This is a genomic window from Photorhabdus cinerea (genome assembly GCF_011189575.1).
In the GTDB taxonomy this organism is placed as follows: Bacteria; Pseudomonadota; Gammaproteobacteria; order Enterobacterales; family Enterobacteriaceae; genus Photorhabdus; species Photorhabdus cinerea.
On the sequence record NZ_PUJW01000041.1, the window covers coordinates 1 to 16,089 of the forward strand.

The 16,089-nt window shown below is 40.7% G+C and carries 15 protein-coding genes and 1 pseudogene; 10 read left to right on the top strand and 6 right to left on the bottom strand.

Translation table 11 applies throughout. The annotated features are described in order from the left end of the window. Positions 1–777: LysR family transcriptional regulator (locus C5469_RS20975; protein ID WP_166310459.1), on the bottom strand; the 777-nt coding region annotated here is incomplete at its 3' end. 181 nt (positions 778–958) lie between these two features. Between C5469_RS20975 and C5469_RS20980 the strand changes: the two genes are divergently transcribed. Together C5469_RS20980 and C5469_RS20985 are read left to right on the top strand one after the other, a co-directional pair. After that, entirely contained in the window at positions 959–1,333 is a 375-nt protein-coding gene (locus tag C5469_RS20980; protein ID WP_242689546.1) for an MFS transporter, read from the top strand. 558 nt (positions 1,334–1,891) lie between these two features. Continuing rightward, the gene (locus C5469_RS20985; RefSeq protein WP_166310461.1) at positions 1,892–2,566 is read left to right on the top strand and encodes a helix-turn-helix transcriptional regulator; all 675 of its coding nucleotides are present in this window, start codon (positions 1,892–1,894) and stop codon (positions 2,564–2,566) included. 28 nt (positions 2,567–2,594) lie between these two features. Here the strand turns inward: C5469_RS20985 and C5469_RS24135 are convergent, their stop codons facing one another. Continuing rightward, the gene (locus C5469_RS24135; RefSeq protein WP_278249784.1) at positions 2,595–2,729 is read right to left on the bottom strand and encodes a hypothetical protein; all 135 of its coding nucleotides are present in this window, start codon (positions 2,727–2,729) and stop codon (positions 2,595–2,597) included. Between the two features lie 73 nt (positions 2,730–2,802). On the opposite strand from C5469_RS24135, the gene C5469_RS20990 reads away from it, so the two are divergent. The 3 genes from C5469_RS20990 (at position 2,803) to C5469_RS21000 (ending at position 6,583) form a co-directional block, all read left to right on the top strand. Then, positions 2,803–3,804 (top strand): LacI family DNA-binding transcriptional regulator, encoded by a 1,002-nt coding sequence (locus C5469_RS20990; protein WP_166310463.1) that lies wholly within the window; start codon positions 2,803–2,805, stop codon positions 3,802–3,804. A gap of 159 nt (positions 3,805–3,963) precedes the next feature. Further along, positions 3,964–5,418: a Na+/H+ antiporter NhaC gene (nhaC, locus tag C5469_RS20995; RefSeq protein ID WP_166310465.1), complete on the top strand. Its 1,455-nt coding sequence runs from the start codon at positions 3,964–3,966 to the stop codon at positions 5,416–5,418. Further along, complete coding sequence (locus C5469_RS21000; protein WP_166310467.1) at positions 5,405–6,583, top strand: PatB family C-S lyase; 1,179 nt, start codon at positions 5,405–5,407, stop codon at positions 6,581–6,583. The genes nhaC and C5469_RS21000 overlap by 14 nt, the downstream gene beginning before the upstream one ends. 220 nt (positions 6,584–6,803) lie before the next feature. On the opposite strand, the gene C5469_RS21005 is transcribed toward C5469_RS21000, so the two are convergent. Then, positions 6,804–7,016, bottom strand: coding sequence for a helix-turn-helix domain-containing protein (locus C5469_RS21005; RefSeq protein WP_166310469.1), 213 nt, complete (start codon positions 7,014–7,016; stop codon positions 6,804–6,806). A 1,160-nt stretch (positions 7,017–8,176) separates the two neighbouring features. Here C5469_RS21005 and C5469_RS21010 point away from each other — a divergent pair. From C5469_RS21010 to C5469_RS21020, 3 genes are all read left to right on the top strand, one after another. Further along, on the top strand, positions 8,177–8,869 hold the full coding sequence (locus C5469_RS21010) for a PAS domain-containing protein (RefSeq protein WP_166310470.1): 693 nt from the start codon (positions 8,177–8,179) through the stop codon (positions 8,867–8,869). 34 nt (positions 8,870–8,903) lie between these two features. Next, positions 8,904–9,584, top strand: a complete 681-nt coding sequence (locus C5469_RS21015; RefSeq protein ID WP_166310472.1) for a helix-turn-helix transcriptional regulator — start codon at positions 8,904–8,906, stop codon at positions 9,582–9,584. A 109-nt stretch (positions 9,585–9,693) separates the two neighbouring features. Next, positions 9,694–12,093 (top strand): beta-N-acetylhexosaminidase, encoded by a 2,400-nt coding sequence (locus C5469_RS21020; protein WP_166310474.1) that lies wholly within the window; start codon positions 9,694–9,696, stop codon positions 12,091–12,093. 72 nt (positions 12,094–12,165) lie between these two features. Here the strand turns inward: C5469_RS21020 and exbD are convergent, their stop codons facing one another. Together exbD and exbB are read right to left on the bottom strand one after the other, a co-directional pair. Next, positions 12,166–12,591 (bottom strand): TonB system transport protein ExbD, encoded by a 426-nt coding sequence (exbD, locus tag C5469_RS21025; RefSeq protein WP_166310476.1) that lies wholly within the window; start codon positions 12,589–12,591, stop codon positions 12,166–12,168. 3 nt (positions 12,592–12,594) lie between these two features. After that, positions 12,595–13,629: a tonB-system energizer ExbB gene (gene exbB / locus C5469_RS21030; protein ID WP_422615873.1), complete on the bottom strand. Its 1,035-nt coding sequence runs from the start codon at positions 13,627–13,629 to the stop codon at positions 12,595–12,597. 295 nt (positions 13,630–13,924) lie between these two features. Here exbB and metC point away from each other — a divergent pair, with 295 nt between their 5' ends. After that, entirely contained in the window at positions 13,925–15,118 is a 1,194-nt protein-coding gene (gene metC / locus C5469_RS21035; RefSeq protein ID WP_166310478.1) for a cystathionine beta-lyase, read from the top strand. A 254-nt stretch (positions 15,119–15,372) separates the two neighbouring features. Next, positions 15,373–15,933: a type IV toxin-antitoxin system AbiEi family antitoxin gene (abiEi, locus tag C5469_RS21040; protein WP_166310480.1), complete on the top strand. Its 561-nt coding sequence runs from the start codon at positions 15,373–15,375 to the stop codon at positions 15,931–15,933. 19 nt (positions 15,934–15,952) lie between these two features. Here the strand turns inward: abiEi and C5469_RS23835 are convergent. Next, a pseudogene (locus C5469_RS23835) lies at positions 15,953–16,089 on the bottom strand (RNA-guided endonuclease InsQ/TnpB family protein); the annotation flags it as partial.

Sequence of the window (16,089 nt, forward strand, 5' to 3'; positions counted from 1 at the left end):
GAATAAAGGCATCAGTTTTCCAGAATAAATATCTGTCGATACTACCCAATTAGGCAAAAGCCCTACCCCAAATCCATTAACCGCGGCCATTCTCAATGTTTCAAAATCATCACTGCGAAAAATCCTGTTATCATCGTTGAAGTTAATAGCACTTCGATAGCGAGACCAGCAAATACTAGCGGGGTCATGATGTTTATCAAGTAAATAATGTTCACCCAGTTCAGTAAGTGTTGTCGGCATTCCATGCCTTTGAATATAATCTGGGCTGGCACAAATAATCCAAGTTTGTGTAGAGATGCGTTTTGAATAAAGCGTGCTGTCTTTTAATTCACCAATTCGAATAACGGCGTCGAGACGATCCCTAACGGGATCTGTCAAATGTTCTGTTTGATCAAGTTCAACCTGAATTTTAGGATATCGCGTAAATAGCTCTGCCAGCATCGGAATAATATGCTGACGCCCAAACGTTGGCAGGCAAGCTATGCGTAATGTCCCTTGCGGCTCGCCATTCAACGCCGCTAACTCAGCCTGGACATCGACAAGATCATTGATAATATCTTGCGCCCTTGAAAACAAAATCTCCCCTGCATCAGTCAGTGATAAGCCACGGGTAGAGCGAAAGAATAGTTTTGTCTCTAGCATCTGTTCAAGATTGTCTATTTGACGAGTGATAGAAGATGCAGCCATACCTTGTAAACGAGCAACGGCAGAAAAACTCTGTGAGCGGGCAACATGAATGAATGTTGTTAGCATATCGGTACGTAATAAATCTTTCATCACAATTTTTACCTTCGAATATTCAAACACTTCATATATTAAAAATAATACACAATATCTGGTAGCGCTATCATTTTTGCATTTTATGCAAAACAATTTCGTTCGTTATCCTTATTCCCTCGATCTTCGGATAGTGCCAAAATCATCCCATCATAATTCCAGCCAAATGCTGAGAGTTCCCATGTCAAATACCGTAATTAAATCAAACCCTATTTCTTCCGTTTCTCTCATTTTATTATCTGCTGCCTGCGGTTTTGCTGTTGCTAATATTTATTATAACCAACCATTATTACCAGCAATTAGTGCAAGTTTTGGCGTTAACGGTTCAATATCCGGTTGGATCGCGACACTAACTCAGATTGGTTACGCCACGGGACTTCTCTTTTTTGGACCGCTTGGTGATACGCTAAACCGTCGAAAACTGATTTTTTGCCTCTTAATCGGCAATATAGTCAGCCTTATCTTATGTGCCAAAGCTGCTAATTTCACATGGTTACTGATAGGTAGTTTAACCTTAGGGCTAACTTCTATTCATCTTGAAATCCATTGGGTATAGATAATTACGGATGAATATGTTAATTCTGTCGCTTATTTCCTGATAGAAAACTTACCAGCACGACGCCAATAAAATAGATATTTATTGGTTATCCCTCTTTTTTCAATGAGATTACTCTACACTCTTTGATTCACTATTTGGAGGCCAATTTTTTCCAGTTTGAAATGGAAATATATAGACTCTTACGGGACATTTTAGCCAGGTGTGATATTAAGAATATCCATTAAAATATTCACCTATAAAATTAGTGGTTATTACAGCTACTCGATTATAAGCAAGATCAAAAATTGATATATAAATCACATTTTCACATCTCATGAAACCGGTTACATGAACAGCAAACTTATCTCACATTCCATCTAAAATGAATTCGTTACTCTATTGTAACAAACAATTCGAAACTGGAGTTTGAACTGTATGATTAGGTACAATCTTAATCTGGGACCACTCATGCTGTTAAGATCATAGCAATACTATATCCCTATAGAACGACTGGCTGTTTTTGCTGATTGTTAAAATATTATTCTATTTATACCCAATGATTATTGAAGGTCATATATGAGTCAAATTACCCCTCAGTTAACAAATATGTGGGATAGAAGTCATGAATCATGGTTTGTAAAAGATAAGAAACTTCGTTTTATATATGCAAATAAAGTATTTATTAAACTAAGTAAGTTACCTGAACACTTTAATATCACGGGATATACGGCTAAAGAATTACCTACACCGTTTAATCATCTTGCTCACCTTTTTGAAGAGCATGACCGTAAGGTTTTACAGACTATGAACCGAATATCATCTATCGGGACTTATCTTGAAAGCGATAGCCAACAACTCAAGCCCTATTTTTGTGAAAAATACCCATTAATGGATGAAAATAATCAATGTATTGGAATAATTTGTCACATTAAAGAAATAAATCATCTTTCAGTACATCATTATATTAAAAATGATACAACTATATCTGTTAAGCTTAGACCCCCTAATAATATATTGACAGAAAAAGAGTGGATAATAATCTTTTTATTCTGCCGCGGCATCAGTAATCAATGTATTGCTAATGAAATAAAAATTTCATGCCGTACTGTGGAAAAGTATTTTCAACGTATCTATGAAAAATTATCAATCGGCTCAATGATTGAATTAAAGCTATTTTGCGAAAAGAATAACTATGATCTATATATTCCACCAAAATACTTTCAATCTATTGGCCATTTTTTGTTGGATTAAGAATGCTCCCTGCGTTCCATATATTCTGTCACTTAATCAGGGCAAGTGACAGAATATGACACTCAATAAATCCATGACGTAAATCAGCTTCATAGCTCATTTTCAAAGCCAAGTCGTAGATTGGGTTGTTAAGATCTTTATCGTCGGTACATTGAGAATCCAATTCATATTCCCAACCGCTCTTATTCTATATAATCGGGATATGATTTATTTTACATAACTGCTGGGGAGAGAACATGACCACGATGAAAGACGTAGCATATCAAGCTGGAGTATCTGTAGCCACTGTAAGCCGCGTCATCAACAACACGACCTACGTCGAACCAGGCACCCGGGAGCGTGTAGAAAAAGCAATGCGTAAGCTCAATTATCACCGTAATTTTGCCGCACTTGCACTAGCAAAACGATGCGGGAATATGTTGGGTTTACTCACTGGCAACCTAGCTGATCCTTTTTTTTCCCTTTTGGCACACGGAGTTGAAAAAGTTGCTAGGCAGAAAGAGGTAAAGTTGATGGTTTGTAATGGAGGATATCAAGCTGAACTTGAGAAATCTGCCTTAGATTTTTTAATTAATCAGGGATGCGAAGCAATAGTAGCGCATATTAGTATGATGAGTGATATAGACGTATTACGTTATGCAGCTCATACACCAGGATTGGTGATTATCAATCGATATTTCCCCGCTATCGCCAACCGATGCATCTGGTTAGATAATGTCAGTGCTTCTCAGGCGGCTACCAACTATCTTCTTCAAAACGGTCATCGAAAAATTGCTTATGTAACAGCAGATCTACCGATTGATAATAGAAGGTACCGCCTGGAGGGATATCGTGCTGCAATGACTAATGCGGGTATCACAGTACCTGGCGATTGGATTATTAGTGTTGCATTCAATGAAAGGGGTGGAGAACTTGCAGCAGAAAAGCTCTTAGAGAGCGGCATCGGCTTTACTGCGGCAGTAACATTTAATGATGTCATGGCTGCCGGTATGATGCGATCCCTACATCAACGGAAAATCAAATTACCGGAACAACTGTCGATTGTTGGGTTTGATGATATTGTCCCGGCCCGATATCTCTATCCATCCTTAACTACCATACACAACCCAATAGAACGAATGGCCCAGCAGGCGGCTAATTTGGCATTACAGCTCAGTACCCAAAAAGAAATAACTCCACAGATGAATATGTTCTCAGCCCAACTTGTCATCAGAGATTCCGTTTCTCCTATAGGGTAATAAAAAGCATTGCACATCAACATAAGAGTAAAAGTGATATACAGATCATATTTCACATCTCATGAAACCAATTACATGAACAAGTAATCTCTGTCACATCTCATTCGAAATAAATTCATTATTCTATTTCAACAACCTATCTGAAACTGGAGTTTTTATATGGATGATAAGAAAAAGCTTAATTTGGGACTCGCTATACTGCCAATCGCAGCAATGCTCTTACTATTGGTTATTGGATATGGTCAACTGAATTTACGCATTGAATCTTTATTACTCATATCAGCAGGAATAACAGCAGCCTTGGCATATTGGCAAGGTTATCGTTGGAATGACATTATTGATGCGATTGTAGCAAAGCTAGCCAAGGCAATGCCGGTGATGATGATACTGATTTGCGTCGGAGGGTTAATTGGGACCTGGATGTTCAGCGGAACCATACCTTATATGATGTATTGGGGGTTAAAACTGATTAACCCTCAATACATACTGATTGCTGCTTTCTTTATCACGAGCATTATCTCAGTTTGTACCGGTACGTCATGGGGGTCAGCCGGAACAGCTGGCGTCGCTCTGATGGGAGTCGCCGCTGGCCTTGATGTGTCTTTGGCGGCAGCGGCGGGCGCGGTTGTTTCAGGCGCGTATTTCGGTGATAAAATTTCACCGTTATCTGACTCGACTAACTTCGCTGCCATCGTTGCTGATACTGATCTTTACAGCCATGTTCAACATTTGATGTATACCACTATTCCCGGTTTTGTTTTAGCCGCTATTGTTTATTTTATTGCTGGTCATACAAGCTTGACAGGTAGCGTGGCAACACCTGAAAAAGTCACAGAAATCGTTCAATCTCTTGAAAGCCTGTATCACTTCAATTTATTGTTGATTTTGCCACCGATATTGGTTTTGTGGGGAGCAATAACAAAACGTCCGGTGATACCAGTCATGCTGGCAGCATGTGCATTGGCTATTGTACTTGGTATAGGTTTCCAAGGGTTCACCCTTAAACAGGGCCTTAATGCGTTGATAGACGGCTTCAATCTCTCAATGTTCTTTGATCAGGGACACAACATCACCGGAGTCGTTAGCGATGTCCCCCGTCTGCTCAATCGTGGTGGTATGTTATCGATGATGAGTACTATCCTGCTTGCATTTTGTGCATTCGCGTTCGCCGGCGCTTTAGCACTCACTGGTGCCTTGACCATCATCATTAACCGGCTTCTACAAATTGTTCACACAACAGGGCAACTTATCGCTGCAACCCTAGCAACAACTATTCTAGTAACGGGTGCAACCTGCAACGGAAAGTTGGCTCTCCTCATCCCGGCGGAACTGTTCAAAGGGGCTTATCGTCGCATGGGACTGGATAATAAAAATCTGTCACGAACAATAGAAGATGGCTGTACCGTCATAGAACCGTTGATCCCCTGGACTGCTGCCGGCATTTATATGGCGACTACATTAGGTGTCAGTACGCTTGAGCTACTGCCCTGGGCTATCCAGTGCTATGCTGCCGTCTTTTTGGCTCTTATCTACGGCTTTACCGGTTTTGGTATTGCAAGAGTCACACCAGAAAATTCCCTGAATAAAAAGGAAGCCCAACGTGAAATCGCCTGATTTCAACCAGATAATCGATCGCCACAATACAAACTCTGTTAAGTGGGACTTTTTAAATCGTTACTTGGATTTAAATAAGACTGACCTTCTTCCAATGTGGATATCTGATTTCGATTTCCGATGTCCGGAAGAGGTCTTACAAGCATTATACGCACGAGTTGGCCACGGTATTTTCGGTTATAGCGAACGCGACGATCACTATTACCAGGCTGTAATAGACTGGTTTTCAAGACGCCATCAGTTGACCTTATACCGAGATTGGTTCACTACAACAGAAGGTGTCGTACCTGGGCTGGCTTTACTGATACAAATGTTGAGTAAGCCGGGTGAGGGAGTCATTATACAAGGACCTTATTATAGTTCGTTCGCCAAAATTATCACCATGAACGGCAGGATAGTTGTTGAAAATCCTCTACTTGAAAGTCCGGCAGGTTATAAAATTGACTATGCTCATTTAGAGCAAGTGTTAGAGCAACACCGACCACCTTTGCTATTGTTATGTAACCCACATAATCCTACTGGCAGATGCTGGGATCGTAACGAGCTGACTCGGCTATTAATACTCTGCAAACAGCACGGTACGACCGTTATTTCTGACGAAATTTGGGCTGATTTAGTTTTACCTGGAGAAACATTCACATCGATCCTGCATCTGGGGAGTGAATGGCATGATAATGTCATTGCCGCCACCTCAACAAGTAAGGCATTTGGACTTTCATCACTCCGTATATCAAATTTCCTCATTCCAAATCCCGAACTTCGACGTGCCTTTATCGATCGGTTGAATGCTCATGGACTAGATGTATTCAACGCGCTATCTATGGCTGCGGCTACAGCAGCATATCAACATGGAGATGTATGGCTTGATGAACTACAGCATTACCTGGCAGAAAACCGTTGCTGGTTCAAGCAGGCTTTAGCGTCTGCCGTTCCCTGGTGCCGAATGACCAAAGCGGAAGGTACATATTTGGCCTGGCTGGATTGTCGCGATTTAGGCTTAGATGATGATATTTTACAACGGGCCTTATTACAAAAAGCTAAAATAGCCGTTTCAATGGGATTGAGTTTTGGCGATAAGGGGAAAGGGTTTATCAGAATAAACTTAGGTTGTCCTCGTGCCTATCTTGAAAAGGCAATCGACGGTTTAGTTCAATTGACTCTATAAAATAAAAAATTTTAACCAGAGCACGATAATAAAGCAGGGCATTAATAGCCCTGTTTTAATTCTATTATCATACCTGAAGCTTTCCACACGAAAAATTTCAGGTAATCAGGTAATCAGGTAATCAGGTAATCAGGTAATCAGGTAATCAGGTAATCAGGTAATGAGTTTCCTCTCATTAATTTTTATATGAGAAGTTCATGTTAATTTTAAAAATAGCAATTCATTTAAAATATCTGCTTGGCCATATTTCGCAAGGCTCACAATTCAAAGCGGTAGCAATGAGCTGTTCACCTTTAGGCCATGGTCGATGCAGTGCACTACTTAACGTGGATGATGCAAGACCCGCTTCTCTTGAAACAGCAGATAACGACGTTCCCCGTTTTTTAAGTCCCGCAATAATATCCGCTGGGTGCCAGTCGTTTTTTACAATCATTCCTTTCTCCTCAGTTTGATTATTCAAGGTGCTATATTCATACTCTCTTCAAATTGATATTCTTATACCCGTTATCTTTCAAGTTGCCTCTTTGTTGGCTGCACTCACTCACCCCAGTCACATAGTTAGCTATGCTCCTGGGGATTCGCTCCCTTGCCGTCGCGATACATCTTGAAATCCATAGGGTATATATTTATTTCTACAGCTTTTTCCCTGAGTCCGCACTGGCGCGGAATGCTAAAAAATAGCTGTACTAAGACATTAAACCCCGCCAAGTACAGCCAAATATTCTCCGAATGGAAAATGTTATGTCTAACGACAAAAAGGTCACAAATTAACTCTAATTATTCAAAATTGAACTTTAAATGTTCTTTTTAGAATACCAGAATGTTAAAAAATTTTAGTTATTTTTGGGAATGCTGGAAGGGTATGAAATACTTTAATGAATGTCTTAAAGAAGCTCTCCAGTTGCGAGGAATGACACCCACTAAGTGAGTTCTAAGTGAGTTCATCGAATCAGCATGCAAGGTGAAGCTGGTTATATTCCGAAACTTCTTTCAGGGCAAATCAACAAAAGTACATAGACGTAATCAGTGAATGTCTCAATGTCAATGTTACGTGGCTTAAAAGTGGAGATGGGCTGCCTGTCGTAGGAACTGAGACACATTATGATAATAAAGAATTATTCATATCATCTCGATTTGACAACATTAATAGCCTTAATTGGGTACTTAATACAAATAAAAATCTATAGCAATCAATAAAGCTAAAATTTTAAGAAAGATCGTGGCCTTTTATGAACAACCTTATTTAATGCACGTGTAGAAGAAAAACCGCTAAATGATCACACCAAATTTAAAAATTCTCATGTAACATATAACAACATAATATCTCATATCTTTATAAGACAATTCATCTTAACAAATTGTGATGTTATGTACGTGCAATTTTTAACTGGAAGAATAAACCACTTAAATATTTTCAATAGAAATGATATTTTTGATTATATTATTTGTTATTTATAATAACACTATAAAATTAATCAACATGTAATATTTTTCTGGGTAATTGTTATACTATATTATATACTTAAGTTATTTTATGTATAACCAGAAAACAATTCATTCAGATAATGATTTAATAATAATTAAGGAGTTACTATGTCAAATATGAAAAATAAACCGAATAATATCACTCCACAATTAATTTACATGTGGGAAAAAAGTATTGACCCTTGGGGGGTAAAAGATCTTCAATCAAGATTTATTTATGCCAACCCTGCTTTTTACCAACTTATTGACTTACCTGAAGATTTCGACATTGCAGGGCTTACTGCAGGTGAATTACCCTCACCTATTGCAGAATATGAAGAGGAATCTTACCGTCAGGATCAAAAAGTTATTCAGACTATGCAACGAGTAACTTCAATGGAAACTCACTCATTTGGAGAACGTAAAGTTAAACAAGTTTATCTCTGTGATAAATATCCATTTTGTGATGAAGATGGCAATTGTATTGGGATCACTTTTCATATGTATAAACCTCAAAACTTTTCTACTGCTTATTATTATGAAAAAACCTCTCCGGCAACGCTGGAATTCACCCCTCCTAATGACACGCTGACGCAACTTGAATGGGAAGTTCTCTTTCTAACCCTGCGTTCATGGGATGATGAGAAAATCAGTGAAGAATTAATGATAAGTCCCGAAGATGTGGTTAATCATATTCAATCAATTTACCAAAAATTCAATTTGCCATTACATGCGGAATTAAAGGATTTCTGTAAAGAACATAAACTTGATCTCTATGTCCCTGAAAGATTTGTCACTGTTGGGAGTAGAGAACTAAGCTGATTAATGTAATTCAAACATGATAAGGAACGATGATATGAATAATAAAGTAATCATTTCACCTCAAATAATTAACACATTGGAAGCCAGTAACGACCCTTGGGGAATAAAAGATAAAAACTCATGCTTTATTTATGGCAATCTGGCACTTAAGCATCTTGAAAATCTCCCAGATTCATTTAATTATGAAGGACGGTATGATTATGAACTTCCTTGGGATGGAGCTGAGTTTGCAAAAGAATTCGTTCTTCATGATCAAAGTGTAATGAAGAGTGAAACAACAGTATGTTCGCTTGAAACACATATGTATGGGAACAATAAATTCTTATCATCTCATTTTTGTGAAAAATACCCACTATATAATGATGAAAACGAATGTGTCGGAGTCATTTTCCACGGATGGGAAGTTCAGGATTTCTCATTAACCCGTCTATTTCATGGAAAGCTCCCCGCTTCTATTATATTTCAACCACCGACTAATTTATTTACCCAACGGGAATGGGATATCATTTTTCTCTCTTTACATAAATATACCAGTAAACAAATTGGCAGAATATTAAACATTTCTTATCGTACTGTTGAACACTATACGGCACAAATATACAGAAAGGTTGGTGTTAGGTCTGTTCAACAATTGGAAGAATACTGTCGCTTTAATAATTATGATCTTTATGTGCCAGAAAGATTTTTACATCCAGCAAGCAGCATCTTGACTTGAGTCTCAAATCTTAGCGATGCTCACGGCAGGAAGTAACGGCTTAACCAGAATTCAGGTTAATTAACAAACACCATCTTGCATTCTGCCCAATACTGCACGGAGGAAACTGATGAAATTTCCTTTTCGCTGTCTCTTATTAGCCACTGCTTTAAGCTGTAGCTTTCCGTCAATCTCTATTTCTTTAGATAGCCTTCCTCTTATGCCGTGGCCACAAAATATTTCAGTGCAAAAAGGACGTCTGAATATTGATAACACACTAAAAATTGAAATCACCGGTGATGAAATGCCTGACGCGATATCATACTGGCGCCAGCGAATTGAAGCACAAACTGGCTGGATATTACTGCCACAAAGTACTCACAGTGAAGCAATTATCAGGATAGAAATTGCTAATAAAACGGCCATAGTGCCTCAGCTCAGTAACGATGAAAGCTATCAACTGACTATTGATAACCATGGAATCAAACTACTAGCGGCCACCCGCTTTGGTGCAATGAGAGGTATGGAAACCTTGCTACAATTGTTGCAAAACGATGCTAAAGGTACTTGGCTACCCCTGGTTAAGATCACAGATAAACCGCGTTTTTTATGGCGTGGCCTGTTATTAGATTCCGCCCGACACTTTATTCCTGTCAGTGCAATAAAGCGGCAACTGGATGGTATGGCCTCAGCCAAAATGAATGTTTTCCATTGGCATCTGACCGATGATCAAGGATGGCGTTTTGCCTCTGACCACTACCCTAAACTACAGCAATTAGCCAATGACGGGCTGTTCTACAGCAAACAAGAGATGCGTGATGTGGTTGCCTATGCTGCAAAATTAGGGATCAGGGTAGTGCCTGAAATTGATTTACCGGGACATGCTTCAGCGGTTGCCGTTGCCTATCCGGAATTAATCAGTATCACTCAACCCTACGAGATGCAACGTCACTGGGGAGTGCATAAACCAACTTTAGACCCCAGTAATCCGCAAGTTTATCAATTTGCTGACACGCTGATTGCTGAAGTTGCCGACATTTTCCCTGATCCCTATATCCATATTGGCGGTGATGAAGTAGATGATTCCCAATGGAAATCATCAGGAAAAGTACAGGTTTTTATGCAAGACAAGGGGTTGCCGGATTCCTATGCACTGCACGCCTATTTCAATCAGGAATTAGAAAAAATTTTACAGAAACATAAACGTCGGATGGTAGGCTGGGATGAAATTTACCATCCGGCATTACCACGTTCCATAGTGATCCAATCATGGCAGGGACAAGATTCTTTAGGTAAAACATCAGACGACGGCTATCATGGAGTCTTATCGACCGGCTTCTATCTCGATCAACCTCAGAGTACAGCATATCACTACCGTAATGAAATTTTACCCCGTCCATTAAGTATCAACGATACAGTGATGAAAGGGGAAAATGCGCAAAGTTGGTCATTTACCATGCCTCGCTTAAAAGGCAGCCCAGTAAAAGGCCGTTTTACCCTGATTCACAACAGAGAGAATTGGCGCGGGTTCATTGATTTTGCCGGGAAATCACGCCGGGCAATCAGTGACATCGTCTGGAAAGATCAAACGGTAAAATTTACCGTTGACAGTTGGATGGGAGAAACTACCCCCATTGTTCAGCTCGATCAGGATACGAAGACGCTTACCGGTTATATTCTGGTAGGTAACGTTCGCTATCCTGTTAGCGGTGAACGCCTAATCAATGTACCACAAGGTAACAAACCAATCGTTCCCAATGCCCACAATATGGTCAATATTCTGGGAGGTGAAGCGGCTTTATGGTCAGAAAATGTTACCGCCGAATTGCTAGATATAAAACTATGGCCACGAGCTTTCGCAGTGGCTGAACGGCTGTGGTCTGCAAAAAATATTACCGACGAACAGAGTATGTATCAGCGCTTGCAAGCAATGGACACATGGACATCTGTTTCTGTCGGTTTACAACAGCAAGCAAACAGCGCTCGGGTTATGATGCGTCTGGCAAACAGTACTGATATTGGGCCGTTGCAGATCCTTGCAGAAGCAGTAGAACCCGCTCAGTACTATTCTCGTCATCATGTCAAATCCCAAGCCGGTAATTACCATCAGTATGAACCACTGAACCGTTTTGCAGATGCATTAGGACCTGAAAGTCAGGTGGTCAGGGAGATGGATGGCTTAGTCAGCCGGTTACTGACCAACAGTCAAGATTATCAGGCTATGCAAGCGTTACGTCACCGTTTACAGCGCTGGCAGGATAATCATGAGCCGTTAATGAAAATCGTGGAAGCCAATTATATGATGCGCGAGCTTATCCCTGTGGCTAAAGATGTGAATGAAATTGCCGGGCTAGGGCTACAGATACTGGACAGTCTACAGTCAGGAAAAACATTGACGACACAGCAACGGCAACACGCGAAACAGCTATTAGATCACAGCGCACAAATGCGTGATGAGGTTGTGATTCGAGCTGTATATCCTCTGGAACGGCTGCTAGATCATATATCAGCGCTTCACTCTGTCAGGTAACTTGCTTACTACACAAGCTACCTATTCGTTTTATCTGAACCGCGCTTCTCAGCGCGGTTACTTAGTGGGAAACTAACCCGATGAAACCGCTTCCATCCCTACCAATCCCACTTTCAAATAACCAGATTTACGCAGAGAATCCATTACACTCATCAGTGTTTCATAATCCACGGTTTTATCAGCCTGAAAGAAGATGGTTGTCTCTTTATTAGATTGGGTTGTCTGATCCAATACCGCCGCTAAAGTATCATGATCTACCGGCTGATCACCGACATAAAGCTGACGATCAGCCTTAACCGTCAGGAATACCGGTTTTTCAGGGCGAGGTTGCGGTTTTGCCGACGAAGCAGGTAAATCCACTTTAATATCAACGGTTGCCAGTGGTGCTGCTACCATGAAGATAATCAACAGCACCAACATCACGTCAATAAACGGTGTGACGTTGATTTCGTGCAATTCGCCACTATCGTCTAAATCTTCATTAAGACGCATTGCCATAAATCACCTTGTCTTGCTATTTGCCAAATCCAAGTCACGGCCAAGTAGTAATAATGACTGGGCCGCCATATCACCAACCTGACCACGGTAAGAAGCTATCATACGAGCGAAAATGTTATAGATCACAACAGCTGGAATTGCCGCCACTAAACCAAGAGCAGTCGCTAACAGAGCTTCTGCAATACCCGGAGCAACAACTGCAAGGTTAGTTGTCTGTGAGTGAGCAATACCGATAAAACTGTTCATAATGCCCCACACCGTACCAAACAGACCAACGAAAGGAGAAATCGCACCAATAGTCGCCAGATAACCATTACCACGCCCCATATAACGGCTGATAGCCGCAACTGAGCGCTCCAGACGGAAAGAAGCACGTTCTTTAGTGCTGTTCAAATCAATGCTCTCAGAAGATAACTGGCGTTCTGTCTGTACTTCACTCAACAGCAAACGACTGATACTAAGTTTACTGAAACCTTCTGCAATTTCAGCAGCCTGATCAAGACTCTTAACTTCCGCCAGCGCCAATTGCTCTTTACGTAAACGACGACCAGCCACCAGCAATTCAGCACCTTTTGAGAAGAACAGAGCCCAGGTAATAACAGAGGCAATCACCAGACCAATCATAACGGTTTTCACAATAACATCGGCATTCTGATACATGCCCCAAATAGATAGATCGGTTGCAAAGCCACTAGAAAGGTTGGCTTGATCCGCTGGAACGTCAGATAAACCAGCATCAGTGACAACCGGAGCCACTTGGGTAGACTCTGTAGCAAGCGCAGTTTGTGGAGCGACCTGATTTGCTTGCGATACAGTCGTATCTGAAGCTGCGGCGGTAGCTGTCGGAGCAGGCGCAGCAACCTGTGCGGTTTTTGCCGTAGGATTGTTGTCTGTTGCGGATGCTGGTGCTGTATCAGCCAGTGCTGTGCCTGTCAGTCCGAACGCCAATATTATTGAAGCAGTCAAATTACGCATCAGTTGGCCTTTGCTCCCTTTCTTATAAACCTTGTTATTTAGCTGTGAATTGCCTTTCGTCATCTCGCTAACCTTAATTTACCCTGAGTCTCCTCTCATCTTTCACCAGATCCAGATGAGTAAAAATGCAGGCTGATAATATCAGACATTAAGTGATTTGATAGTAATTATCATTATTGTTTAATAAAAAAGTGTTACCCCTTCACAAAATAAAGTTAAAGAGGCCCCACTCACAGGTTATCAGATGAATTTTCGTCAAGTTGATCTAATCCCTTTGTACAAAAAGAACTAAATCTTTTAACGTGTTAACCATGTTTTTTACACCATTTCAAAAATCGAAATTAAGTGGCAATGTATCATGACAGAAAAAAAATTGGAGACTTCATTAGTTAGTGCAGGCAGAAGCCATAAATTTACTCAAGGTGCAGTAAACCCGATCATTCAGCGAACATCTTCTGTAATTTTCGATTCTGTGGAATCCAAAAAGCGGGCGACAAAGAATTGCGCCAATGGCGAGCTATTTTATGGTCGTAGGGGTACACAAACCCATTTCTCCTTTCAGAAAGCAATGACTGAACTGGAAGGTGGTGCAGGCTGTATGCTTTACCCTTCTGGTGTTGCCGCAATCAGTAATGCCATTCTTTCTTTCGCTGCTACCGGTGATCATATTCTATTAACCGGTTCGACTTACGAGCCAACACAAGCCTTTTGTGACAAAATATTGTCACGGATGAATATTACTGCCGATTATTTCGATCCTATGATTGGTGAGGAGATTGCTAAACTCATTAAGCCCAATACTAAAGTGGTGTTTCTTGAATCCCCAGGCTCAATCACCATGGAAGTACAAGATGTTCCGGCGATTGTCCGCTCTGTACGGCGAGTCAATCCAGATATCGTCATTATGATAGATAACACTTGGGCTGCGGGTGTGCTGTTTAAAGCACTAGAGTTTGGCATCGATATTTCTATTCAATCCGGCACCAAATATATTATTGGTCATTCAGATGCCATGTTAGGTATTGCCGTAGCTAACGAACGTTGTTGGACACAACTGCGGGAAAATTCCTATTTGATGGGACAAATGGCCGATGCCGATACGGTTTATATGGCAAGTCGCGGACTACGTACTTTAGCGATTCGCCTGAAACAGCATGAAAAAAGCAGTATAGAAATAGCGCGCTGGTTGCAACAAAGAACCGAAGTTGCAGAAGTCTATCATCCAGCCCTACCCTCCTGCCCTGGTCACGATAATTTTATCCGCGATTTTAGTGGCTGTAATGGCCTGTTCTCTTTTCAATTGAAAGAAAGGTTAACATACCAACAATTCTCAAATTATCTGGATAATTTTCACCATTTTAAAATGGCATTCTCATGGGGCGGTTTTGAGTCTTTGATTCTAGGTTATCAACCAGAAGAGATAAAAATGATGCGCCAATACCCTATCCCACAAAAAACAGGCTCCTTATTCCGCCTGCATATCGGGCTGGAGAATGTTCAGGATTTGATTGATGATTTAGCTGAGGGATTTAGTCGAATTTTTGCTGATTAATATTATTGATTTCACGTTGCATTTAAGTTTAGTTAATAAAGAAAATCTCCTTATAACAATTTATTAAATATCAATTAGTTATTGGAATAATTTAACTACGCTAGTGAAATACGAATCTCCTTCACTATTTTTGATCAAGCGCATTAAGTGGACATTAACACCATAATAATGTAGTTTTAATGTCTACTTAAAATAAAACTATCATTAATTAAGTAAACATTAAAACCACGAATACATAGAGCTACTGTCTACTAATGGATAGATCCACTGCACTTAATCGATTAACTGACTGGGACAAAAAAGGACGATATATCTTCACCCTTGCCGATCTCAGAAAAATCTTTCCTGAAGATGGCACTAAAACACTTCAGGCAGGCTTAAATCGCCTAGTTAAAGAATCGGTGCTCTCGCGGCCTGTACGCGGAGTTTATCTATTTAACTTTGCTCACAGCCGCGATAGTTACACCATTGAACATATCGCCAAAGCACTACGACGCGGTGAGTACAACTACGTTAGCCTTGAATCCGCATTAAGTGAATATGGGATCATTTCACAGATCCCTATCGACAGACTCACCGTGATGACAACAGGCAGGAAAGGTGTTTATTACACTCCACTTGGCACTATTGAATTCACCCATACTAAACGCCAACAGGAAGATATTTTAGCCAGTATCACGCAAACAGGCCGCCCTTTAAGACTCGCCAAACCTGAATGTGCACTACGTGACTTAAAGCGAGTTGGTCGCAATATCGATTTAGTCAATAAACAGGAACTCATACTTGACATCCTCCCCCACCTTCGCACTTCGTGACTCAGGAGGGGGATCCCCGTTAGTGGGTGACGACTGATTGCTCAGTGTCTGGTTCCTGCTTCGACAGGCGGCCTGACTGCACCCTCCCTCCACAGGCAAGCACGGCATGTCCTGCCGCTAAAATGTTACGAGCGCCGTTGACATCTGCGTTCGCGG

What these genes read in the sequence shown, in the direction of transcription:
- C5469_RS20980 (WP_242689546.1), top strand. Translation starts at nt 959, where the DNA reads ATGTCAAATACCGTAATTAAATCAAACCCTATTTCTTCCGTTTCTCTC.
- C5469_RS20985 (WP_166310461.1), top strand. Translation starts at nt 1,892, where the DNA reads ATGAGTCAAATTACCCCTCAGTTAACAAATATGTGGGATAGAAGTCAT.
- C5469_RS20990 (WP_166310463.1), top strand. Translation starts at nt 2,803, where the DNA reads ATGACCACGATGAAAGACGTAGCATATCAAGCTGGAGTATCTGTAGCC.
- nhaC (WP_166310465.1), top strand. Translation starts at nt 3,964, where the DNA reads ATGGATGATAAGAAAAAGCTTAATTTGGGACTCGCTATACTGCCAATC.
- C5469_RS21005 (WP_166310469.1), bottom strand. Translation starts at nt 7,016, where the DNA reads ATGATTGTAAAAAACGACTGGCACCCAGCGGATATTATTGCGGGACTT.
- C5469_RS21010 (WP_166310470.1), top strand. Translation starts at nt 8,177, where the DNA reads ATGTCAAATATGAAAAATAAACCGAATAATATCACTCCACAATTAATT.
- C5469_RS21015 (WP_166310472.1), top strand. Translation starts at nt 8,904, where the DNA reads ATGAATAATAAAGTAATCATTTCACCTCAAATAATTAACACATTGGAA.
- C5469_RS21020 (WP_166310474.1), top strand. Translation starts at nt 9,694, where the DNA reads ATGAAATTTCCTTTTCGCTGTCTCTTATTAGCCACTGCTTTAAGCTGT.
- exbD (WP_166310476.1), bottom strand. Translation starts at nt 12,591, where the DNA reads ATGGCAATGCGTCTTAATGAAGATTTAGACGATAGTGGCGAATTGCAC.
- exbB (WP_422615873.1), bottom strand. Translation starts at nt 13,629, where the DNA reads ATGACGAAAGGCAATTCACAGCTAAATAACAAGGTTTATAAGAAAGGG.
- metC (WP_166310478.1), top strand. Translation starts at nt 13,925, where the DNA reads ATGACAGAAAAAAAATTGGAGACTTCATTAGTTAGTGCAGGCAGAAGC.
- abiEi (WP_166310480.1), top strand. Translation starts at nt 15,373, where the DNA reads ATGGATAGATCCACTGCACTTAATCGATTAACTGACTGGGACAAAAAA.